This is a genomic window from Sorangium sp. So ce836 (assembly GCF_028553905.1).
Classification (GTDB): domain Bacteria; phylum Myxococcota_A; class Polyangia; order Polyangiales; family Polyangiaceae; genus Sorangium; species Sorangium cellulosum_D.
In genome coordinates this window covers 11,004,270-11,025,026 of sequence record NZ_CP102233.1, presented here as the reverse complement: position 1 = coordinate 11,025,026, position 20,757 = coordinate 11,004,270, and the positions used below count along the sequence as shown (strand labels likewise).

Here is a 20,757-nt window from a genome sequence, read left to right as displayed (position 1 = left end):
CTCGAGGCGCGTATCCGACAAGGAAAAGACCGCGTCCGGCGGCGCGCGGGCGCGGCGCGACGGCCCGCTGGACACGGGGCGATCGTAGTGAATCCGCGAAAGTGCCGCTCTGGCGGCTCCGCTGGGCCGAGCGTCGCGACGGCGCGCTGCGCTCGGCGAGCGGCCAACTTGATGCCACGCGGAGGAGCGCCTGTCGAGCCTCGAGCATCGACTTCGATGCTCCGTTCGATTCGTCGTCGTAGGCCAGGTTTCGAGGAATGTCTACGCTCGACGTGCCGAGTGAAGAACTGCAAAGATGTTTTGATTAACGTGATTGTGGGCGCTCGATGTGCGGAGTGAAGAACTGCAAAGATGTATTGATGAGCGTGATGTCGTCGGCGCCGCGCGAAGAGGTCAGTCGGCAGCGGCGGAATGTTTGTTGCATCGCCCGACCGAGGAGCGCGCGCCTCTCGGGCCCTCGGCTCACGCGGCTTCGTGGCGCTCGCCCCGGTCGCGCTCTGGTAGCCTGGGCCGGTGCAGCTCCGCTCCCGCTCCCGCGACCTCCCTCCTGCCTTCGCCCTCGCGGCGGCCGTCGCGCTCCTCGCCCCGGCCGCGGCGCAGGCGGCGGATCCGGCGCCCGCCCTCGCGATCGACCTCGGGGGGGCGCAGCTCGACCTCGTGCTGGTGAAGGAGGGCCGCTTCCGCCAGGGCTCGCCGCCCGCGGAGGCGGGCCGCGGCGACGACGAGGCGCTCCGGGAGGTGACCCTGAGCCGCGGCTTCTACCTGGGCAAATTCCCGGTCACGGTCGGGCAGTTCAAGCGCTTCGTCGAGCAGACCGGCTACCGCACCGAGGCCGAGGTCGGCGCCTCCGGCGGGTTCGGCTTCGACGGCAAGGGCCTGTCGCAGCGCAAGGAGTTCACCTGGAGGGCTCCCGGCTTCCCGCAGACCGACCAGCACCCGGTGACGCTGGTGACGTTCAAGGACGCGGGCGAGTTCGCCCGGTGGCTGACGCAGAGGACCGGCCGCGCCTTCGATCTGCCGACCGAGGCGCAGTGGGAGTACGCCCACCGCGCCGGGACCCAGACGCGGTTCTACGCGGGGAACGACGACGCGGCCGCCGCCGCCATCGGGTGGTTCAAGGGCAACGCCGGGAGCGGCACCCGGCCCGTCGGGCAGAAGCAGCCGAACGCCCTTGGCCTGCACGACATGAGCGGCAATGTCTACGAGTGGTGCCGCGACTGGTACGGTCCCTACGCGCCCGGCCCCGCGGTGGACCCCGAGCAGACCTCGGCGCCGGGCGGCGACAAGCCCCGGCGCGTGCTGCGCGGCGGCTCGTGGCTCAAGGACGCGAGGCACCTGCGCGCCGCGGCGCGGTACCGCAACGACCCCGGCAGCCGCAACGCGGACAACGGCTTCCGCGTGGTCGCCGCGCTGGAGGCGAGCGCCCCCGCGGCGGCCGCGCCGTCGCCGGCCGCGCCGGCGGGGGCCGCGCGCGCGCCGCGCTCGAGCTCGTGGTCGACCGCGGCGACGGTGGCGTTCGTCGGCGGAGGCCTCGTCCTGGCGAGCGCCGTCATCGGCCTCATCGGCGTGCTCGTGCACCGCGCGACCCGCCGCAGGCCCATGCCCGGGGCGCCGCCCGGCGTGACGTTCCAGCCGCAGGGCGACGGCTTCTGGCTGCACGCGCCCCGGCACCTGCACCGGTCGGTGCTCCACTACCGCTGCTTCGTGAAGGGCGCGATGCGGCGCGCGTCGGTCCCGATCGAGCCGAGCCCGCGCGGGCAGTTCGTCTACACGGGCGGCGTCCCGTCGGCGGTGGAGGCGGAGCAGATCGGCGCGGCCGCGTGGGCGGCGGGGCCCTCGGCCGCGCCGCCCGCGGCGCGCGCTGCCGCGCCGCGCGCCGCCAGGGGCGGCCATCGCTCGCGGGAGCGCATCTCCAGCGCGCCGGACGTCGCCACGCCCTTCCGCGGCTACCCCTCGGCCTACTGAGCCGCGCCGCTCGCGCCCGCATGCGCCCTCCGATCTGCGCCGTCTTCGCCGAAGCGCCCGAGCACCGCGCCCGCGCCGGCCGCACGCTGCGCGCGCTCCGGCTCGCCGGGCTCGCGCCGCTCGACCTCACGCCCGCGCCGCCCGCGGCCGCGGCGGACGCGATCGCGGCGGGGCCGGTGTGGCTCGTCCGCGGGGGCGCCTGGCCCGCGCCGTCCGCGGCGCTCGAGCCGGACCCGTTCCCGCCGCCGAGCGACACCGGGCTGCCGGTCTGCGCGCTCGGCGCCGTGCTCGCGCCGCTCGACCTCGATGCGGCGCCGGCGCCGGCCGCGACCTGGGCGCCGCCCGCGCGCTCGGCGCCCTCCCGCGCGGCGCCCTCCGCGGCCGCGTCGCCGGCGTCCGACGCCGCGGCGTGGGCCGAGCTGCTGCGGGCGACGGGCGGCGAGCTGAGCCGGGCCGCGCGCCGCGCGCCGGGGTTGCCCCGCGCGGCGAGCGTGTACCTCGACGCGGCGCTCGCCGCGGGCGTCGCGGCGCGCCTCCGCGCGGGCGATCCGCTCGACGCCGCGCTCCAGGGCGAGCTCGGGGCGCGGCGGGCGCGCGTGGTGCGGCACGCGCCGCTCGACGTGTGCGACGACGCGGCGCTGCGGGTCGCGCAGGTCGTGACCAGCCTGCAGCAGGGCGGCGCCGAGCGGATCGCGATCGACCTCGCGACCGAGCTGCCGCGCCGCGGCGTGCGCTCGCGCATCTACGCGGTGTACCGGCCGACCCGCCCCACGTTCGGCGCGCCGCCGGGGACGCTCGACCTGTCCGGGGCGCGCGGCGATCGCGAGGCGCGCTTCGACGCGCTCGCCCGCGGGCTCGCCGCGTGGGGCGCGGATCTCGCGCACGCGCACCTGTTCGACGCCGAGGACCTCGGCCGGCTCTCCGCGCGCGGGTACCGGCCGCTCGTGACGGTGCACAACGTGGCCGCGGGCTGGCCGGCGGGGCTCGACCGCCTCGGTCCGGACGGCGCGGCGCTGCTCGTGGCGTGCGCGCGCGCGGTCGAGGCGGAGCTCTCCGCGCGCGGGCTGCCGGTCCCGCGGCGCACGGTGTGGAACGGGATCGATGTGGGGCCGGCGGAGGCGGCGCGCCGCGCGGGGCCGGCGGAGCCCGGCGGCGGGGCGGAGCCCGGCGGCGCCCGGTCGGCGGCGGCCGCGGCGTGGCGGCGGCGCCTCGAGATCGGGCCGGGCGATCTCGTCCTGCTCGCCGTGGCGAACCCGCGGCCGCAGAAGCGGCTGCACCTCCTGCCCGCGATCCTCGCGGCCGCGCGGCCTGCGCTCGCCGCGGCCGGCGATTCGCGGCCGGCGCGGCTCGTCATCGCCGGGAGCGCCTCGCCCGGCAGCGAGCCGGCGCTTGCCGCGGAGGCGGAGATCCGGCGCGAGGTCGACCGGCTCGGCCTGCGCGCCGAGGTGCGCTTCGCCGGCGCGGTCGCCGACGTGGCCGGCCTGCTCGCGGCGGCGGACGTGCTCGTGTCGCCGAGCGCCCACGAGGGGCTGAGCCTCGCCCACCTCGAGGCGCTCGCCGCGGGCCTCCCGGTCGTCGCGACCGGCGCCGGCGGCACGGCGGAGATCGCGGCCGAGACCCCGGCGCTGGTCCACCTGCCGCTCGACGCCGCGCCGGAGCGGTTCGCCGAGGCGATCGCGGCGGCGGCGCGCGGCGCGCCGCCGGGCGGCCGGGAGGTCGTGGCGCGGCACTTCAGCGTCGCGCGCATGGCCGAGGGGTACGCGCGGCTCTACCCGCGGGCGATCGCCCGGAACCGCGGCCCGCGCCGGGGGGACGGGCTGCTGCTCGTGACGAACAACTTCTCGACCGGCGGCGCCCAGTCGAGCGCGCGGCGGCTGCTGCTCGGCCTCGCCGCGGCGGGCGTGCGCGGCCGGGCGGCCGTGATCGAGGAGCAGCCGGAGTACCCGACGCCGGGACGGCGGGCGCTCGTCGCCGCGGGCATCCCGGTGATGGCGGTGCCGCCGCCGGCCGATATCGAGCCGGCCGAGGCGGTGGAGCGCCTGCTCCGCGCGATCGAGGACGACCCGCCCGAGGCCGTCGTGATGTGGAACGTCATCGCGGAGCACAAGGTGCTCCTCGCCGACGGGCTGCTCGACGTGCCGCTCTTCGACGTCAGCCCGGGCGAGATGTACTTCGCCTCGCTGCGCCGCTATTTCGCGTCGCCGCGCCGCGGGCTGCCGTACCGCGCGCCGCGCGACTACGGCGCCCGCCTCGCCGGGGTGATCGTCAAGTACGGGGCCGAGGCGGCGCTGGCCGCCGAGGTGCTCGGGGCGCCGGCGCACGTGGTGCCGAACGGCGTCGCGCTCGGCCCGCGCCCGTCGCGAGACGCGCGCTCGCCGCGGTCGCGCGCCTCCGGCGGCGAGCGCGCGGCTCGCGACGGGCGCGCGCGGCTCGCGATCGGGACGGCGGCGCGCGTCCACCCGCACAAGAAGCTCGACGAGCTCCTCGCCGCGCTGCGCCTCGCGGCGCCGCGGCTGCCGCCGCACGTGCTGCGCATCGCGGGCGGCGTCGAGCGCGGCGCCGAGGCGCACGCCGAGGCGCTGCGGCGGATGGCGGCGGGGCTCTCGGTCGAGTGGGTCGGCGAGCTCGCCGACACGCGCGCTTTCCTGAGCGATCTCGACGTGTTCGCGCTGATCGCCGAGCCCGCGGGGTGCCCGAACGCGTCGCTGGAGGCGATGGCCGAGGGGCTGCCGGTGGTGGCGACGGCGGTCGGCGGCATGGCCGAGCAGGTCGTCGACGGCGTGACGGGCCGGCTGGTCCCGCCGGGCGACGCCGAGGCGCTCGCGGGGGCGCTGGTGGAGCTGGCCGAGGATCCGGCGCGGCGGGGGCGCATGGGGGCGGCGGGGTGGGAGCGCGCGCGGGAGCGGTTCTCGCTGGAGCGGATGGTCGCCGACTACGCGCGCGTGTGCCTGGGCGGGCGGGAGGGGCGGGGAGGCGAGGGGAGCGGGGTGGGAGCCGGGTGAGCGCCGTTGCAGCCGGACGTCTGGCGGTGCGTGGCCAGACGCCTGGCTGGGGGATTCACGCTGCCCGGCGCGCCCTCAGTGGGTCGTCGAGCCGCCGAGCGTGGGGACCTGCTCCGCGCCGTCCAGGAGAGCCTCATCGGCGCTGGCCGCGATCGAAGCGGCGCTGGCGACGTTCGAGGAGCAGGCCGCCGTGCACGCTTTGTCCTCGATGAAGGACTTGAGGACCTGCGCGCGGTGGGGGAGGAACGTCCACTGGAGCGGCGCCGAGATCTCGCCCGCCTCGTTGACGTGCACGAACGTGCCCGGCGCGGTGATCGGGAAATGCGCCGGCCACACGTGCACGCCGCCGACGTTCTCGTCGTCGCGGCTGCTCAGCTCGTGGCACCCGGCGCACGACTGGGTGGTGGCGCGATCGGCGGCGTTGTCCGCCGTGACCATGCCAGACGGGAGGCCGCGGCTCACGAGGATCGGCCCGAGCGCCGTGGTGATGTCGGCGGCAAACGCGGTGTTCCCCTGCATGCGCGCCCGATAGTTGTTGTTGTTGGCGGCCCCGTCCGTGGGATCCATGATGCTCTCGCCCGAGTTGAAGAGGCCCTGGTTCGGCAGCGTGCGCAGCGAAATGTCGTTCTCGTCGTCGCCGGGCGGCACGAGCTCGTCGAGGGCGTCGGGGAAGCTGCTCTGGAACGCGGCCCCGCGGGGGTCGCTGGCGAAGCTGGCGTTGAACAGGCCGGGGAACGGGTTCTCCTTCACCGTGACCGGCTTGAAGAAGAGCCTGGGCGAGCTGCCGTTGTCCAGCTCGAGCTTGAACTCGCGGAGCACCCAGGGCTGGAATCCTCGGCTCGACGCCATGAACTGGTTCGTGCGGATCTGGCCGGTGCCGGCCATGAAGTGGGACGCCTTGATGACCGGCTCGAAGTCGGGCAGCTCGGGCCGGCCGTAGAAATAGAACCCCTCGAGCGCGGCCTGGCGCTGGGTCGCGGTCATGTTCGGGTCCGAGAGGTTCGCCCAGAACTCGGCGACCGGGAGACAGGCCGCGATGCCGCACTCGGGGTGCGGGTTCGGGAGCTGGGCCTCGAAGATGATGAAGTTGCGGTCAGTGGCGCCGGCCGACTTCTTGGCGTAGATGATCCGGTACTCGCCGCAATGCGAGCCGTCCTTCGCCGCGAGGTCGAACCGGTTCACGAGCGCGACCGGCTCCATGAAGTGGTTCCCCGCGGGATTGAACGGGCTGCTCAGGCCGGGATCGGACGGGTTGGTCTGGGCGAGCACGCCCTCGTTCCTGGGGCACGTGTACGGGTACCCGTTGAGCGTTGGATTGCCGTTGCTGTCGGTCTCGTCGTCGCAGTGGATGGCGTCGGCGTCCGTGAAGACGGCGTTGGCGGCATCGTTCTGCGTGTCCCACCAGCGCTTGTAGACCTCCTCGGGATCCTGGCTGGAGCCGACGCTCGCAAGGAGCCGATTGAGGACGAAGCTGAGCGAGAACTCGGTAAAGAGGTCGGGGTCCGTCTCCTTCGTGACGATGAGGGACTTCCGCAGGTCGATGACCGGCACGGACGCGGGGCACGTCAGCGCCTCCGCGCCCTCCGCCGTGACCTCCTGGGCCTCGCCGGCGGCGACGACGTCGTCGTCCACCGGATCGGCGCCGCCGCAGGCGCCCAGGGAGACCGACGCCGCGGCGCCCACGACCGCTGCGATGAAGGGGAACTTGGAGACATAACGAAGATGCATGATCGCTCCTGTGGAGTAAGGCGGACCCGGGTCGCTCCGAAGCGGCTCGCGCTCCTGCGCCTGCTCCGCCTCGCGCTGTACCTGCTCGGCGTGCCTCGTCGGGGAATGCCCCGGCCGCGACGGCCCGGCTGGGAGCGCGCTATCGCAACCGGTATGCCGCCCCGCGGCGTGACGGCCCCTCCGACGAGATCGGGCCGCGCGACGCGCCGAGCGCCGGCGCAGGAGCGGTTGTCGCTTCATCGAGCTCGCCCGCGGGTCCAGCTTGCGCGTGGCAAGCCTTGCCGTCATGGCAAAGATTGCCGTCCATGAAAGACACGGGCATGGCAAGGATTGCCATCGCGCCGCGCGCTCGTTCGACGGACACACCAATAGCACCTTTTCGACGCTTCGCCGGCACGGGGGCTCCTTGCTCGAGCCGGCCCGCGACCGATCGTCGCGACGTCTCGCCCCGAGATCAGCGGACCGAGAACGGCCAGATCAGCTGTTCCAGCTCGGAGAGCGAGGAGGCCTGGGACTCCCAGCCTTCGATCCTGATCTGGTAGCCGAGGTTGCTGTACCGGTGCAGGAGCGCGAGCGCCATCAGCTTGCGGCTCAGCGCCGGGGTCAGGTCGGCGATCCCGGTTCCGCAGGCGACGAGAAAGGCGCGCTGGAGCTCCGCGCTGCCGGCGGCGAGGAAGAGGCACGGGCCCAGGAGGTCGTATTCGGCCGGCCCGAGGCACGCGTCCGCGAAGTCGATCATGCCGGTGACGCGCCCCGCCCCGCCCGTCTGGGTCACGAGCAGATTTTCGGGCGTGTATTCTCCCGTCAGGAGGACGGGAATCACGGACGTCGGCAGGAGAGGGCGGGCCGAGGCCAGGTACGCCGGGATCTGAGCGACCAGGCGCTCGGGCAAGCGCATTCGCCGGTGGCGGCCCTCGCAACCGGCGATCTGGCGCTCCACGAACGCGTCCCAGCCGAGATCGAGGCTCTCCAGCCCGCCGGTGGGCAGCGCGTGGGCGGCCGTCATGATCTCGCCGATGCGGGCGAGCGCCTCGGCGCGCTCCGCCCCGCCGAGCGCGGGCCAGACCTCTTCCAGGGTGCGCCCCGGGAGGCGCGACATCACGAGATACGGCCACCCGTCGAGCTCCCCTTCCCGGAGGATCTCCGGCGTGGCCACGGGGACGTTCCCGTGGACCCGCCCGAGCGCGAGGCGCTCGGCCTCGAACTGGTGCCTCAGGAACGGCGGAAACAGCTTGATGATCTGGCCCGCGTCGTTCGAAACAACGACGTTGGTCCCGCGCTCGAACGCAGCGAGGCCGCTCGCCGCGAGGCCGTGGCGCTCGCACACCGCGCGGATCGCCGGGAGAAAGGCGCCGAGATCGGCGCGGATCCGGTCGAAGCCGGCGGGGTCGTCGAACGGCGGAAACAGGGCCTGGTCGATCGGATCGGCGGTCATCGGATCGGCGGCCAGGGTAACCCGCGCGGGGCCTGCGGGGGAGAGGAAGGCAGACCTGACGACGCCGCGGCGCTGGCCATCCGAGCGACGTCCTGTATTCTCCCGCGCCGCCCGTGGGATCCTCGCCGCCGCCATGCCGCTGATCGTCGTCGAGGACCTGCGCAAGGCATACCGGGTCGCCGAGCGCCGCCCCGGCGCGTGGGGCGCGCTGGCCGGGCTCGTGCGCCCGCGCTACCGCGCCGTCGACGCGCTCGCGGGCGTCTCGTTCGCGATCGAGCGGGGCGAGCTCGTCGGGTACATCGGGCCGAACGGCGCCGGCAAGTCCACCACGGTGAAGGTCCTCGCCGGCATCCTCGTGCCGGACTCGGGGCGCTGCGAGGTGGACGGCCGCGTCCCGTGGCGCGAGCGCGTCGCGCACGTGCGGCGGCTCGGCGTCGTGTTCGGCCAGCGCACCCAGCTCCTCTGGGACCTGCCGGTGATCGACTCGTTCGAGCTCCTCCGGGACATCTACCGCGTCGGCGCGGCCGACCACGCCCGCGCGCGCGACGAGCTCGTCGCGATGCTCGATCTCGCGCCGCTGCTCGACACGCCGGTGCGCCAGCTCAGCCTCGGCCAGCGCATGCGCTGCGATCTCGCGGCCGCGCTGCTCCACGCGCCCGACCTGCTCTTCCTCGACGAGCCCACGATCGGCCTCGACGCCGTCTCGAAGCTCGCGGTGCGGCGCTTCGTCCAGCGGCTCAACCGCGAGCGCGGCGTCACCGTGATCCTGACGACGCACGACATGGACGACATCGAGGCCCTGTGCTCGCGCGTCGTCCTCATCGCCGGCGGCCGGGTGCTCTCGGACGGCTCGCTCGAGGCGCTCCGCGCGCAGGTCACCGCCGAGCGCTGGCTCATCGTCGACCTGACCGACCCCGCGGCCGAGATCGCCGAGCCGCACGCCGAGGTGATCCGCCGCGAGGGCGACCGCGTGACGCTGCGCTTCGATCCCGCGGCGATCTCGACCGCGGAGCTCGTCGGGCGCGTCACGGCCCGCTATCCCGTGCGCGATCTCCTGGTGCAGAACCCGCCCATCGACGAGATCGTGGCGCGGCTCTACGGCGAGGCGGGCGGCCGGCCGTGAGCGCTCTCCTCGCCTACTGGGCCGTCTTCCGCGCGCGCTTCCGCGCGCTCTTGCAGTACCGCGCCGCGGCCGCCGCCGGGTTCGGCACGCAGCTGTTCTGGGGGCTCATCAAGGTGATGGTGCTCGAGGCGTTCTACGCGAACGCGCCGGGCGCGCGTCCGCCGATGGCCCTCGGCCAGGCCGTCACGTACACCTGGCTCGGGCAGGCGTTCTTCCAGCTGATGCCGTTCTCGACGAACCCCGACCCCGAGGTGCGCGAGCTGATCCGCACCGGCGCGGTCGGCTACGAGCTCTCGCGCCCGCTCGATCTCCACACCCTCTGGCTCGCCCGCGCGCTCGCCGCGCGCGTCGCGCCGACGGTCCTGCGCGCGGTCCCGATGTTCGCGGTCGCGGTGCCGCTGCTCGGCATGTCGCTGCCGCCGTCGCTCGCGGCCGCGGGCGCGTGGGCGGCGGCCATGGTCTTCGCGGCGGCGCTCGTCGCCGCGTTCGCGACGGCGGTGACGTCGACGATGCTGTGGACCACGTCCGGCGACGGCATCGCGCGGATCGTGCCCTCGCTCGTCCTCATCGCCTCGGGCATGGTCGTGCCGCTGCCGCTGTTCCCGTCGTGGATGCAGCCCTGGCTCGACGCGCTGCCGTTCCGCGGCATGGTCGACGCCCCGTTCCGGCTCTACCTCGGCCACCTGCCGGCCCGGGCGCTCCCGGGCGTCTTGCTGCACCAGGCGCTGTGGACCGCGGCGTTCGTGGCGCTCGGCCGCGCGATGGTGGCGCGCGGCCTGCGGCGGCTCGTGGTGCAGGGCGGCTGAGGGGGCGAGAGGAGCAGGCGAGATGTGGCGCGACGCGACGACGCTCTACCTCCGGCTCGCCGCCGCGTCGCTGCGGGCGCAGATGCAGTATCGCGCCTCGTTCGCGATGTGGTCGGTGGGCCAGTTCGTCATGGTGGGCATCGAGCTGCTCGGCGTGTGGGCGCTGTTCGACCGGTTCGGCGCGGTCCGGGGCTGGCGCTTCGCGGAGGTGGCGCTCCTGTTCGGGCTGGTCAACGTCTCCTTCGCGCTCGCCGAGTCGTTCGGCCGAGGGTTCGACGCCTTCTCGACGGCGGTGCGGTCCGGCGATTTCGACCGGATGCTCCTGCGCCCGCGCTCGACGGCGTTCCAGGTCGCGACGAGCGAGTTCCAGTTCCTGCGCGCCGGGCGGCTCGCCGTCGGCCTCGTGATGCTCCTGTGGGCCGGCGCCGCGCTCGACGTCGGGTGGACGGCGGCCAAGCTCGGGCTGCTCGCCGGCGCCATGGTCGGCGGCGCCTGCGTGTTTTACGGGCTCCTCGTGCTCCAGGCGACGCTGTGCTTCTGGACGGTCGAGTCGCTCGAGATCATGAACACGTTGACCTACGGCGGCACGGAGGCGGCGCAGTACCCGCTGACCCTGTACCGCGACTGGTTCCGGCGCTTCTTCACGTTCGTCGTGCCGCTGGCCTTCGTGAGCTACATCCCCGCGGGCGCGCTGCTCGAGCGCCCCACCGTCCCGGCGCTGCCCGAGGCCGCGCGCTGGGCGTCGCCGCTCGTCGGCCTCGGGTTCCTGCTCGTGTCGCTGCGCATCTGGCGCTTCGGCGAGCGGCGATACCAGTCCACGGGGTCGTAGCGGGAGGGGCTCCAAGACGCCCGGCCCCCGTGGAGGGGGCTCGTCGCGCGGGGCGGCCGTCCTCGGCTCACACGAACTCCGTGGCGGCGGCGACCTCCTGGGACGCACGGAGGTAGTTGAGCGGCGCATGATCGGCGATGGAGAAGCGCAGCGGAATGCGATCGAGGATGGGGAGGTCGACCAGCATCTCTTGCTGGGCCCCCGCCAGGATAGCGCGGCCGACGGTTCCCAGCAGCGTGAGGCCCTGCCTCGTCGCAGCTCGGCCCGGCATCCATTCTCCGCCTTCCGAGGTGTACAGCGAGCCGAAGTGCACGAAACGACCCATGGTTCGCGCCGGCAGGCTCGGTACCACATCATTCCGATAGACATGCCTGAACAGCATCGTTCCGAGATCTCGCTCGAACCTGTCCTTGAAATCCTGGAGGCCGATCAACGGCTGTCCATAGGTGTATACGCCGCGCAGCTTGCTTCGGAATCGGGCGAGCCAAGGAGCCTCGAGGATGAGCGCTGCCGTGATGACGGCGAGCGCGCCGCCGAGGCTGTGACCGGTGAGGTAAAGCGCCTCCAGCACATCCGGGCCGTCCCTCCTGGGCGGTCGGGCCACCCAGCGCGGCGTGTCCGGTGTGGCCCCGGCGCGGTGTCGATCCTCCTCGCTGCGCCGCGGGTGCTCCCGGGCGCAGTCGGCCCACATGGCTTTTTCTCGCGCTGCCGCCTCACAGATGGACCCGCCTTTGCGGGCGCTGTCGAGCAAGATCCCCAGGGTGGTAGCCATCGCCATGGCGCTGCGGAGGAAGCCGCCGTGGACACGCCCTGCGGAGAGGAACGGGGTCACGCGGGAGCTGCCGTTCGACAACCAGTTGATGATGTTCAGGGGCCCCGTGCCCCGGAAGCAGAGAATGCACAGCCTCCGGTCCTCGCTCTGGACGAGATACGCCGTCGTCTCGGTGAGGAGCGCAGGGTTGCTCTCCGTGAGCGCCACGGTCTCGTTCCAGGGGATGCCGGCGCGGAGATGCATCACCTTCGCCATGGTGTCCGCATCGGAGTACGCCCACGACGACGCCGCGCTGAGGGCAAACGCGAGGTATCGATCGTAGCTCCCCACCTCCGCCTGGATCATGTCGTCAACCTTGTCGACATGATCGAGCGCGGCTCCCGCGGGGAAGCTCGTCGCAGCAGGTCCATCCTTCTTTGCTGCCGCATCATCCCGGGATCTCCTGGTCACGCGGATCGCATTCAACTTCATGCGTCGACCTCGCTCGGGTCACAGGTCACAGCTCGGGATGCAGCCGGTCTACGGGGTGAACGCCTCGCCGGTGACCGTCGCCTCGGAGGTGCGCAGATAATTGATCGGCAGGTGGTCGGCAAACGAGATGCGGAGCGGAATGCGATGGATGATCGGGAGGTCGACCAGCATTTCCTGCAGGACCCACGACGCGATCCCCGTGAGCATGGCGCTGAGGTTCGTGTACGCCTGCCCCGCCACCGCTCGACTCGGCACCCATCCTTCACCTTCCTTCGAGGTGTGCAGCGAGCCGAAGTGCACGAAGGCGCCCGAGGTCCGCGCCGGCAGGCGCGGTATGGAGTCACTGCGATAAACATGTCTGAAGAGTAATCTCCCGAGGTCTCGTTCGAACCTCTCCTTGAAGTCCTGGTGACCGACCATCGGTTGCCCATACGTGTACACGCCGCGCAGCTTGTCGCGGACGCAGGCGAACTGAGGATCCTCGAGCAGGAGCGCCGCCGTGATGACGGCGAGCGCGCCGCCCATGCTGTGCCCGGTGATATAGAGCGCCTCCAGCACATCCGGGCCGTCCTGCCTGGGCGGCCGGAGCGCTCCGTGCGAGGTGCCCGAGCTTCCCTCGACGCCGCGCGCACCATCCTCCCTGTCCCACGGGTGTTCCTCGCCGCAGCGACTCCATATGGCTCTCTCCCGCGCGACGGCCTCGCAGATGGACCCACCCTTGCGGGCGCTCTCGAGCAAGACCCCCAGGGTGGTCGCGAGCATCCTGGCGCCGCGGAGGAAGCCGCCATGGACATGCCCTGAGGAAAAGAAGGGTTCCGGTCTGGAGCTGGCATTGGTGAACCACTGGATCACATTCCGGATGTCCGCGCTGGGGAAGCACACGATGCACAGCCTCCGGTCCTCGCTCTGGACGAGATAGGCGGTCGTGTCCGTGAGGAGCGCCGGGTTGCTCGACGTGAGCCGCACCGTCTCGTTCCAGGTAATGCCGATGCGACGATGCATCACCTTTGCGACGGTGTCCGCATCGGAAGAAGACCATATTGACGCTATGCCGAAGACGGAGGCGAGGACGCTGTCATGCTCTCCCGGTTTTGCCTGGACCATGTAGTCGACCGATGCGAGGCGCTCCACCGAAGGCTCCGCGGCGGATTCCTCCTCCCCTGTGCCGGCGCCATGCTGGTAGACCTTTCTCACCCGAATGGCTTCTAATTTCATGGCACACCGTCACCGTATCTCAGGTCACAAGCGACCTCTCGTTCTTGTAGCTCGCTGGCATCACGGCGCCAGGCATGGGCTCGGCGGCACCGCCCAGGTGCAGCGTAGGGCATGGAGACATTCCCAGTTCTAGAGCAGTTTTCGCTCGGGTTCATGCCGACGTCTTCCGTCTTCCGTCTTCCGTCTTCCGTCTTCCGTCTTCCGTCTTCCGTCTTCCGTCTTCCGTCTTCCGTCTTCCGTCTTCCGTCTTCCGTGCTCGTCCTTCGTGCGCGTGCGCGTGCGCGATTGATTCCCCGGAGTCAACGCGCACGCGCACGCGCACGGAAGACCGGGACGAGAGACGGACGACGGCGTCTCGGTCCCAGCTGAAAACCGCTCTAGAAGGGCACTTCCGGGATCGGGGCGCGATCCGGCTCCGGTGCTGTCGGCTCTGGCACGGGAGGCCTCTGGGCGGAATTGGGGATCACCGCGGGCGGTGCTTTGGGCCTGGCCGTCGGCGACGGCCGCCGTGCTCCCGCGGTCGACGGCGGCGTCGCTGTCCGCGCCGTCGTGCCTCCGGAAGCGCCCGCCCCCGACGGCGCCGGGGCGGAGGTCGGCTCGTCAGGGGTCGTCAGCGTGTCGGGCGAGGGCGGCGTTCCGGGGAACACGCTCGGCGGCGCCTCGGGCGTCATCGGCGGCTCCGTGGGCGTCCAGGCGGCGTTTTGCTCCGGCGCCGGCGCGGCCGCCGAGGCGACCTCCGCGCCCGCCTCGCCCCCGCCGCGCGGGCTGCCCTCTCTCAGGGCGACCGTGACGCCGACGCCGAGGAGCGCCGTCGCGACGCCGAGCGCCAGCATCGCGCGCGTGGGCTTCTGCGGCCTTGCCTCTTGCGCCGTCGCCCCCGCGCCGGTCAGGGTCCCGGGCGTCGCCGCCCGGGGCGCCGCAGGCGGGACGCGGAGCTCCGCCGACCGCAGCGGTATCGTCCCGCTCCGCCTCGGCCGAGACGAGATCGGTATGCCGGAGCAGGGCGGTTGCAGATCCGGGATCGACGGCGACGCCATGCCCGCGAGCCGGCGGAGCTCGCCGATCATCTCTCCAATCGACTGGAAGCGCTGCGCCCGTTCGCGGGCCAGCGCCCGCGCGAAAAAGGCATCCATCGCCGGCGGCAGGTCGGGCGCGAGCTTGGAGGCGCTCGGCACGGGCGCGACAAGGATGTTGGCGATCACGGCGCCGAGCTGATCCCCCTGGAACGGCAGCTCGCCCGTGACGGCGCAGAAGAGGATGACCCCGAGCGACCAGAGATCGCTGCGCGGGTCCACGTCCTTTTCGCCCCGGACTTGCTCCGGGCTCATGTAGTGAGGGGAGCCGAGCAGCTCGCCGGTGCGCGTCACCTCCTCCGTGAGATGAACGCCGGTCTCCTTGACGATGCCGAAGTCGAGGACCTTCACGACCTCTTCCTGCTCCTCCTCCGCGCGCGCGAGGAACAGGTTGGCCGGCTTGAGATCGCGGTGAACGAGGCCGGCCTCGTGCGCGCGGCGGATCGCCTTGCCGGCCTGGATGAGGATGAGCGTGGCGTCCGCGAGCGAGAGCCGGCCGACGCGCTCGAGCCGCGTGCCCAGGTCCTCGCCCTGGAGCAGCTCCATCACGAGGTACGGGGTGTCGTCGTCGACGCCGTAGTCCTGGACATAGACCACGTGCGGGCTCTTCAGGCTCGCGGCGATCCTGGCTTCGCGCTCGAAGCGGGCCAGGAACGTGGACGACGTCGCAAACGTCGGTGCCATGAACTTGACCGCGACGGGAGATCCCAAGTTGATGTGACGCGCCGCCCACACCGAGCCCATCCCGCCGGCCGAGAGCGGTCGCTCAAGACGGTACTTCCCACCTACGACGGAATCTGGGGCGTAATGCATGCGATGGCGTCCTCCTGGCTGCCGAGGGAGGTGAGATGAGCCTACAGGATAGGAAAGGTGCCGGCCACGATGGGCCGGGAGATGGCGGAACGATCGTGCTTGCGCGCGCCACGTTCCGGGCGACTCCACGCTTCCCATCACCGTGGGTGGCTGGCGATCGCCGGATGTCCCGCCGGGCCGCCCGAGGCGGCCGCCTCGACGGCACGCACCCCCGCGACAGGCCCGGAGCGAGATCTGGCGCGCGTCAGTCCCTAACGGTCCATCCTTGCTGGTGAAATTCAGCAATATCTGGCGCAGCGAACGTGCTCTGTCGAGCGCCGGAGCGCGATTGTCCCGCGAGCGCGGGCTGGCCGCCGCCCGCTTCCTTCGCGGACGTGCGCGCCTCGTCGCGATCCCTGCGCTGGCCCGACGGCCCGAGGCGGCGGCGCAGGCGCAGGCGGCTGTCGCGCAGAGGCCGCGCTGGCGCAGCGCAGCACGGCGGGCGCGCTCCCCGGTGCGCCACCGCCGCGGTGGAGATCGCGGCGACCGATCCCGGCGCGCCAGCACGAGGACGCCTGCGATGGTCGTTGCGCTCCCCCGGACGACGTCTAATCATCGATTTCGCGCCCACGGGGCACGAGTGGGCCGACGGCGACGCGCGAGCGGCGTTCCGCCGACGAATGCGGCGTCGATTACAATTGAACGCGCTCAGCGCGTCGCGAAGGCACACGCCCCCCTTACCCCCCGCCGTGATGTCAGCTGGTTCCGGGCTCAATTCAGCCAGCGGGCGAGCTGCGAGCGCTCCGGCACATGCAGCTTTGTGCCCCGGCTCGACCGGGCCAATCTTCCCGGGACGAGGATCAGCGCGCGGCGCAGCCACGGCGTTCGCCAGCTCGCCAGGTGCGGAACGTGCTCCAGCACATAGCGGCGCATCAGGTTGGCCGTCAGCAGCTTCAGCAGCAGCGCGGCATGGTTGGCGTTGAAGCTGTGGCTCGGCACCCGACCGCATCCCCAGCCGTGCTTCACATCGCCGATGAGCGGCTCGATGCCCGCGCGCAGGTCGTACCGAGCCGCGACGTCTTCCGGCGCTTCGACCGGCTCGTTGGTCAAGAAGACCTGCACCGTGTAGTCGAGGCCCTCCCAGAGATAGATCTGCTTGCCGTTCTCCCGGTCGCGTGTGCGTACGGCGATCACTCGCACCCCATCCGGCCAATCGCTGCGCCGGAAGGGGACCTCGGTCACCTGCCGCCGAGGACGACCGTCGGCATCCCGGTCGATGGTACGCCATCCGGTGGCGTGCGCGACCATGCCGACCAGATCGGGGCTCATCCGCGCCTTGGTCAAGAAAAAGCATCCCTTCACGGCGACGGCGTGCATCAAGGCGCTGCAATCCCCCGCGCCATCGATCCGCACGTAGATGACCGCGCTCGGCGCTGCGGCGCGCGCCCGGTCGATGCACTCCTCGACGAAAGGCACATCGGCTTCGCCGAAGCTCGTGTCGCCCGGTCGCAGCTTGGCTCCGACGATCGCGTCGGCCTCGGCAATGCGCGCCAGGATCGGATGATAGCTCGGCCGACCATGGTAGCGCGGATTCGGGCCCGGAAGCGCTCCCTCCTGCGTCCCGAAGAGCGGCTCCACGGTCGTGTCCACGTCGATGTGCACGAACCGGTGCTTTCGGCGAGCAACGAGGGCGAGCCCGTGGTCGACGACCATGCGGTGCAGCGCTTCGAGCGACTCCTCATCAAAGCGGCACAGGTCCCGGTAGACGGTATCGATGCTGGGGACGACCCCGCCTGCGAGGCGCACGAAGAGCGGATCGACGGCGAGCGCCTCGATGCCGAAAACGCGCTCCTCGCCGGCGAGCGCGCTGTCCATCAGCAGGCGCATCTGCGCGGCCATCGGGTAGACGACCGAGCGGCCCGTCTTCAGCCGGGAAAAGCTGCGGCTCAGGGCCGCGTCGACGCCGAGCTCGCGGATGAAGGCGCCAAACGGGGCCAGCCCTGCGACGCCCGTCAGGTTCTTCTCCGTGGGCTCGATGTGAATCCTGCAAGGGTCTGGCCGCCGGATTCGCTCCTGGTGCCGCCCGTCGCCTTTCCTCTTGAACCCGAGCTCGCGCCGGCGCACCTTGGAGGTGCTCGGCGTGTGCCTTCGTTTGGTCATCGCAACCCGGACGGGTCGCCACGCCGAGCCTTTCTTTCAAGGCGTTCCGTTTACGGCGTCGGATTTCTCACGCCTCGGACCGGCATCGTAGGCGCGAAATCCACGCTAATTCCTGCCGGGAGCGCGGGAAGATCCTTTATGACCTCGAGGACCTCGACGCCCACGTTGGCGGCGAGCGGCACACCGCGGTCGTGGACGGCGTCGAGATCCCGATGCAGCACCCGCATTTCGACGTGGAGGCGTCCGGCAACGCGGAGTACGAGCACACCCACACGACGCAGGACGGCTGCGAGATCAAGGCCATGGCCTTCTGACGCATGATGGCCGAGATCGAGGGGTGCGCGCAGTAGCGCCCGGGCCTCGCGCGCGGGCGCGCGACGCCGGCCGGCCCCGGTGAGCCGCGCTGTCGTGCGCCCGTCGCGCCGGGCTGCCGAGCCGCCAAGAAGGAGGCGCTCGGCGGCGGCGATCACCTCGCGAGCCTCTGTCTTTCCTGTCGGTGAAGTCCCGGTTTCCGGAGGACGACTCTGCTGGATCGCGTCGCTCGCGCCTTGCGGGCGGCCTCGCGCCCATGCTAATCGCATCTCCCACGGGCACGCATCCCCGCGCCTCCGGCGCAGGGGCGACGCCTGGCAGCCGATCGGAGGCGGGCCATGGACAGCGCGATACCGCTCGGGAAGAAGCAGATCATCGACGGCCAGCTGCGGGTCTACTATTACGGCTACTGGATCAAGGCGTACGAGGCGCCGGCCGATACGCTGCTCGCGAAGAAGCGCCTCATCGAGGCGCTGACGCGGCGCCTGTTCAACCATGTCGAGCACGGCATCAACGTGCCGGGAAAGCGGCTGGACGAGGCGCGGCGCGCCTTCGAGTCCGAGGCCGACCCGCAGCGCAAGCGCGTCAAAGGCGCCATGCTCGCCGGCGCGATCTTCAATCGCGCGGCGGACATCTTCACCAAGCTGGTCGAGATCCAGGAGCTCGGCGTCACCATCGAGCCCGACAACGCCCTCATGCGCGAGTGCGGAGAGCACCTCCTCGAGGCGCTGACGCTCGGAAAGATGGTGCTCCACCGCAGCGGGGAGGAGGGGCTCGACGAGCTGTGGGGCGAGCCGTTCAAGGCGTTCTCCTTCCCGGTCGAGGCGTTCTACAACAGCCGGTACGTGAAGATCGCCCAGAGCATGAAGGCCATCGACGGCATCCGCGACGCGATGATCGACACCTTCGGGGGCCTGCCGATGTTCGCCGGGCTCGACCGCCTGGCCTGCGAGCTCGCGCACGCGGCCAAGGTCAAGTGCGAGACGCTGCGCACCGACGCCGAGATCTTCGAGGTCTGGACGTCGTTCGTCGTGTCGGCGGAGCGGCTCGCCGCCTTCCAGCCGCTGCTCGGCGCGGACGCGCCGCCCGCCGAGCGGGAGCAAGCGACCCGCGGCGTCGAGCTGATCGTCCGCGGCAAGAACGTGATCTCGTACATCGCGCGCGCCCGCGTGCCGATGCCCAAGACCACGAGCGAGCTCCTCGACCGGTACGAGCGCTACCGCGCCGCCTACGGGTACGGCGCCGCGCCCGCGTCCGGGCCCGCGCGCAGCGTCGCCTGAGCCCGGCCGGGGCGCGGACGGCTCAGCCCGTCCCGGCCGCCGGGACGAGCTGGATCGCCTTCTCCGGGCAGGCGACGACGCATAGGCCGCACGCCTGGCATTGCGCCGCGTTCGGCGTGAGCGCGGTCTTCCGACCGTGGACGAGCGACTTGAGCTTGCCGAGGGGCGAGAGCGCCTCGAAATCGGCGCGCTCGATGCGGGCGATCTCGAAGACCTGGTAGGGGCACACCTCGACGCAATCGCCCTTCGCCTCGCACCGGTTCCGGTTCACCACGGGCCGGAAGGCGCCTGGCTCGGCCCGGCATTGCTCGCCCGGCCGGTCCCGGTGCGAGGCCGCGCGCCGCGCCTTCTCCTTGTTCAACGATCCTGCCATGTTCGTGCCTCGACTCGACTCGCCTCGCCGCGCGGCGCTCAAAAGCAGCTCGATCGGGCCTCGAAGCGCGCGGCGTAGTTCGCTCCGAGGTTGCTGTCCCAGAGGCCGTGGGACTCGGCGGCCACCTCGATGTCCCAGGCGTTCATGCGGCCGTACGGATCGTAGGCCCAGAAGAAGAGGGCCTCCTCGACGGCGGTCGGCTCGTTGCAGACCCAGGTGCCGCTCGACGTGGGCGGGAGCGGCGCGCCGCCGCAGAGGCGCTGGCCCGCGCCGTCGGGCGGCGGCGAGCACCACGCGCAGTCGCGGGGCGCGTTGCTGACGAGGACGTAGGCGTCGCCGTGCGCGCCCGCGCTCGCCGGGAGGAAGGCGTCGCTGCCGTTCAGCCGGACATAGAGGTTGATCTCGTGATCGGGATAATAGGCGCGCAGGTAGCCGCGGTAGGCCACCGTCAGCTTGGCGGCGTCGGTCCGCACCGGATCCTGGATGAGCTCGAACGGGCCGGTGTGCACCGTCGTCGTGGGCCCGCAATAATCGTAGCTCGGCGGGTAGTTCGAGGCGGCGCCCTCGCGGGGGACGGCGGAGAGCGCGAGCGCGAGCGGGAGAGCAGCGGCGAGCGTCTTGCGGAACATGCGTGGACCTCCGAGGGCGTGTCGGCGCCGCGGCGGCGCGCAGCGCGGGCGCGCGGCCCCGCCGACGGGGCTACCAGCTCCACCCACGCCGGTCAATGCGCCGCGGCCGGCTGGCCGCCGTCGCCGCCGAGCTCGCCGATGGCGAGAGGCCCGAGTCGCCCAGGGACATATCGATTGGACGGGAGCGCGCTCATCGGCGCGCCGCGTCCCATTCGGGGCTGCTCAGGAAATACGTATCGTAGAGCTCCTGCACGTCGCGCAAGGTCTCGGGCGGCTCCTCGCCATGGGCGATACGCGTGAGCTTGCGGAAGTAGTCGAAGCGCTCGACGCCTGGGGTGATGACGATCAAGAGCTCGGCGCTCTTGCCGCGGGCGGCAGCGAACGCGTGGGCGACCCGGGGCGGGACCACGAGGAGGTCGCCCTTGTCGGCCGTCACGATGTCGCTCCCCGAGAGGACCTGCACGGCGCCGTCGAGCACGTAGAACATCTCGGCCGAGCCGTCGTGGCGGTGGGGCCGCGCGCCGTCGGCGTCCTTCGCGAGCGTCACACGCACGGTGGAGAGGGCTCCGCCCGTCGCGCTGCTGTCCGCGAGGAGCTGGATCCTCGCGGTGGGGGCGCCGACGACCTCGGCGTCGGGGCCACGGACGACGACCGAGCGATCGAAGCCACGCTGGATGATCGACATGCCGCCCAGTGAAGCACCCCGGGAGGGAGCGTTCACCTGGAAAGAAGACGCGCGGAGCGCTCCAGCGGGCTGCGGCGTGGAGGGGGCCCTCCGACGATCGACGTGGG

General features: G+C 72.2%; 15 protein-coding genes and 1 pseudogene. 7 read left to right on the top strand and 9 right to left on the bottom strand.

All coding sequences use genetic code 11. The features are described from left to right. Nucleotides 1-513: 513 nt before the first annotated feature. Both NQZ70_RS40165 and NQZ70_RS40160 read left to right on the top strand, forming a co-directional pair. On the top strand, nucleotides 514-1,965 hold the full coding sequence (locus tag NQZ70_RS40165; RefSeq protein WP_272826544.1) for an SUMF1/EgtB/PvdO family nonheme iron enzyme: 1,452 nt from the start codon (nucleotides 514-516) through the stop codon (nucleotides 1,963-1,965). 20 nt (nucleotides 1,966-1,985) lie between these two features. Then, nucleotides 1,986-4,967, top strand: a complete 2,982-nt coding sequence (locus tag NQZ70_RS40160; RefSeq protein ID WP_129578942.1) for a glycosyltransferase — start codon at nucleotides 1,986-1,988, stop codon at nucleotides 4,965-4,967. A gap of 75 nt (nucleotides 4,968-5,042) precedes the next feature. Here the strand turns inward: NQZ70_RS40160 and NQZ70_RS40155 are convergent, their stop codons facing one another. Together NQZ70_RS40155 and NQZ70_RS40150 are read right to left on the bottom strand one after the other, a co-directional pair. Next, nucleotides 5,043-6,695, bottom strand: coding sequence for a hypothetical protein (locus tag NQZ70_RS40155; RefSeq protein ID WP_129578941.1), 1,653 nt, complete (start codon nucleotides 6,693-6,695; stop codon nucleotides 5,043-5,045). A gap of 454 nt (nucleotides 6,696-7,149) precedes the next feature. Further along, complete coding sequence (locus tag NQZ70_RS40150; RefSeq protein ID WP_165374404.1) at nucleotides 7,150-8,130, bottom strand: phosphotransferase family protein; 981 nt, start codon at nucleotides 8,128-8,130, stop codon at nucleotides 7,150-7,152. A gap of 133 nt (nucleotides 8,131-8,263) precedes the next feature. Here NQZ70_RS40150 and NQZ70_RS40145 point away from each other — a divergent pair, with 133 nt between their 5' ends. From NQZ70_RS40145 to NQZ70_RS40135, 3 genes are read left to right on the top strand one after another with little or no spacing between them, the layout of a single operon-like run. Continuing rightward, the gene (locus NQZ70_RS40145; RefSeq protein ID WP_129578939.1) at nucleotides 8,264-9,253 is read left to right on the top strand and encodes an ATP-binding cassette domain-containing protein; all 990 of its coding nucleotides are present in this window, start codon (nucleotides 8,264-8,266) and stop codon (nucleotides 9,251-9,253) included. Continuing rightward, on the top strand, nucleotides 9,250-10,059 hold the full coding sequence (locus NQZ70_RS40140; protein ID WP_129578938.1) for an ABC-2 family transporter protein: 810 nt from the start codon (nucleotides 9,250-9,252) through the stop codon (nucleotides 10,057-10,059). Before NQZ70_RS40145 ends, NQZ70_RS40140 begins: the two co-directional genes overlap by 4 nt. Before the next feature lie 22 nt (nucleotides 10,060-10,081). Next, the gene (locus NQZ70_RS40135; RefSeq protein ID WP_129578937.1) at nucleotides 10,082-10,888 is read left to right on the top strand and encodes an ABC transporter permease; all 807 of its coding nucleotides are present in this window, start codon (nucleotides 10,082-10,084) and stop codon (nucleotides 10,886-10,888) included. Nucleotides 10,889-10,955: 67 nt separating this feature from the next. On the opposite strand, the gene NQZ70_RS40130 is transcribed toward NQZ70_RS40135, so the two are convergent. Together NQZ70_RS40130 and NQZ70_RS40125 are read right to left on the bottom strand one after the other, a co-directional pair. Further along, on the bottom strand, nucleotides 10,956-11,867 hold the full coding sequence (locus tag NQZ70_RS40130) for a lipase family protein (protein ID WP_237244476.1): 912 nt from the start codon (nucleotides 11,865-11,867) through the stop codon (nucleotides 10,956-10,958). 312 nt (nucleotides 11,868-12,179) lie between these two features. Then, nucleotides 12,180-13,325: a lipase family protein gene (locus NQZ70_RS40125; protein WP_272826539.1), complete on the bottom strand. Its 1,146-nt coding sequence runs from the start codon at nucleotides 13,323-13,325 to the stop codon at nucleotides 12,180-12,182. A gap of 182 nt (nucleotides 13,326-13,507) precedes the next feature. Between NQZ70_RS40125 and NQZ70_RS53580 the strand changes: the two are divergent. After that, nucleotides 13,508-13,600: pseudogene (locus NQZ70_RS53580) on the top strand (hypothetical protein); the annotation flags it as partial. A 123-nt stretch (nucleotides 13,601-13,723) separates the two neighbouring features. On the opposite strand, the gene NQZ70_RS40120 reads toward NQZ70_RS53580, so the two are convergent. Both NQZ70_RS40120 and NQZ70_RS40115 read right to left on the bottom strand, forming a co-directional pair. After that, nucleotides 13,724-15,232, bottom strand: a complete 1,509-nt coding sequence (locus tag NQZ70_RS40120) for a serine/threonine-protein kinase (protein ID WP_129578934.1) — start codon at nucleotides 15,230-15,232, stop codon at nucleotides 13,724-13,726. A gap of 750 nt (nucleotides 15,233-15,982) precedes the next feature. Beyond that, a complete protein-coding gene (locus NQZ70_RS40115) occupies nucleotides 15,983-17,335 on the bottom strand; it encodes an IS1380 family transposase (protein ID WP_237244475.1) in 1,353 nt (450 codons plus the stop codon). A gap of 686 nt (nucleotides 17,336-18,021) precedes the next feature. Here NQZ70_RS40115 and NQZ70_RS40110 point away from each other — a divergent pair. Next, nucleotides 18,022-18,963, top strand: a complete 942-nt coding sequence (locus NQZ70_RS40110; RefSeq protein ID WP_129578933.1) for a hypothetical protein — start codon at nucleotides 18,022-18,024, stop codon at nucleotides 18,961-18,963. A 22-nt stretch (nucleotides 18,964-18,985) separates the two neighbouring features. Here the strand turns inward: NQZ70_RS40110 and NQZ70_RS40105 are convergent, their stop codons facing one another. The 3 genes from NQZ70_RS40105 to NQZ70_RS40095 form a co-directional block, all read right to left on the bottom strand. Next, nucleotides 18,986-19,336: a 4Fe-4S binding protein gene (locus NQZ70_RS40105; RefSeq protein WP_129578932.1), complete on the bottom strand. Its 351-nt coding sequence runs from the start codon at nucleotides 19,334-19,336 to the stop codon at nucleotides 18,986-18,988. A gap of 38 nt (nucleotides 19,337-19,374) precedes the next feature. Next, nucleotides 19,375-19,965: a hypothetical protein gene (locus NQZ70_RS40100; protein ID WP_129578931.1), complete on the bottom strand. Its 591-nt coding sequence runs from the start codon at nucleotides 19,963-19,965 to the stop codon at nucleotides 19,375-19,377. Nucleotides 19,966-20,155: 190 nt separating this feature from the next. Next, on the bottom strand, nucleotides 20,156-20,650 hold the full coding sequence (locus NQZ70_RS40095; RefSeq protein ID WP_129578930.1) for a cupin domain-containing protein: 495 nt from the start codon (nucleotides 20,648-20,650) through the stop codon (nucleotides 20,156-20,158). Nucleotides 20,651-20,757: the final 107 nt, after the last annotated feature.

Coding starts and splice junctions, on each gene's coding strand:
- NQZ70_RS40145 (WP_129578939.1), top strand. CDS start 8,264: ATGCCGCTGATCGTCGTCGAGGACCTGCGCAAGGCATACCGGGTCGCC.
- NQZ70_RS40100 (WP_129578931.1), bottom strand. CDS start 19,965: ATGTTCCGCAAGACGCTCGCCGCTGCTCTCCCGCTCGCGCTCGCGCTC.
- NQZ70_RS40160 (WP_129578942.1), top strand. CDS start 1,986: ATGCGCCCTCCGATCTGCGCCGTCTTCGCCGAAGCGCCCGAGCACCGC.
- NQZ70_RS40135 (WP_129578937.1), top strand. CDS start 10,082: ATGTGGCGCGACGCGACGACGCTCTACCTCCGGCTCGCCGCCGCGTCG.
- NQZ70_RS40120 (WP_129578934.1), bottom strand. CDS start 15,232: ATGCATTACGCCCCAGATTCCGTCGTAGGTGGGAAGTACCGTCTTGAG.
- NQZ70_RS40150 (WP_165374404.1), bottom strand. CDS start 8,130: ATGACCGCCGATCCGATCGACCAGGCCCTGTTTCCGCCGTTCGACGAC.
- NQZ70_RS40105 (WP_129578932.1), bottom strand. CDS start 19,336: ATGGCAGGATCGTTGAACAAGGAGAAGGCGCGGCGCGCGGCCTCGCAC.
- NQZ70_RS40155 (WP_129578941.1), bottom strand. CDS start 6,695: ATGCATCTTCGTTATGTCTCCAAGTTCCCCTTCATCGCAGCGGTCGTG.
- NQZ70_RS40110 (WP_129578933.1), top strand. CDS start 18,022: ATGGACAGCGCGATACCGCTCGGGAAGAAGCAGATCATCGACGGCCAG.
- NQZ70_RS40095 (WP_129578930.1), bottom strand. CDS start 20,650: ATGTCGATCATCCAGCGTGGCTTCGATCGCTCGGTCGTCGTCCGTGGC.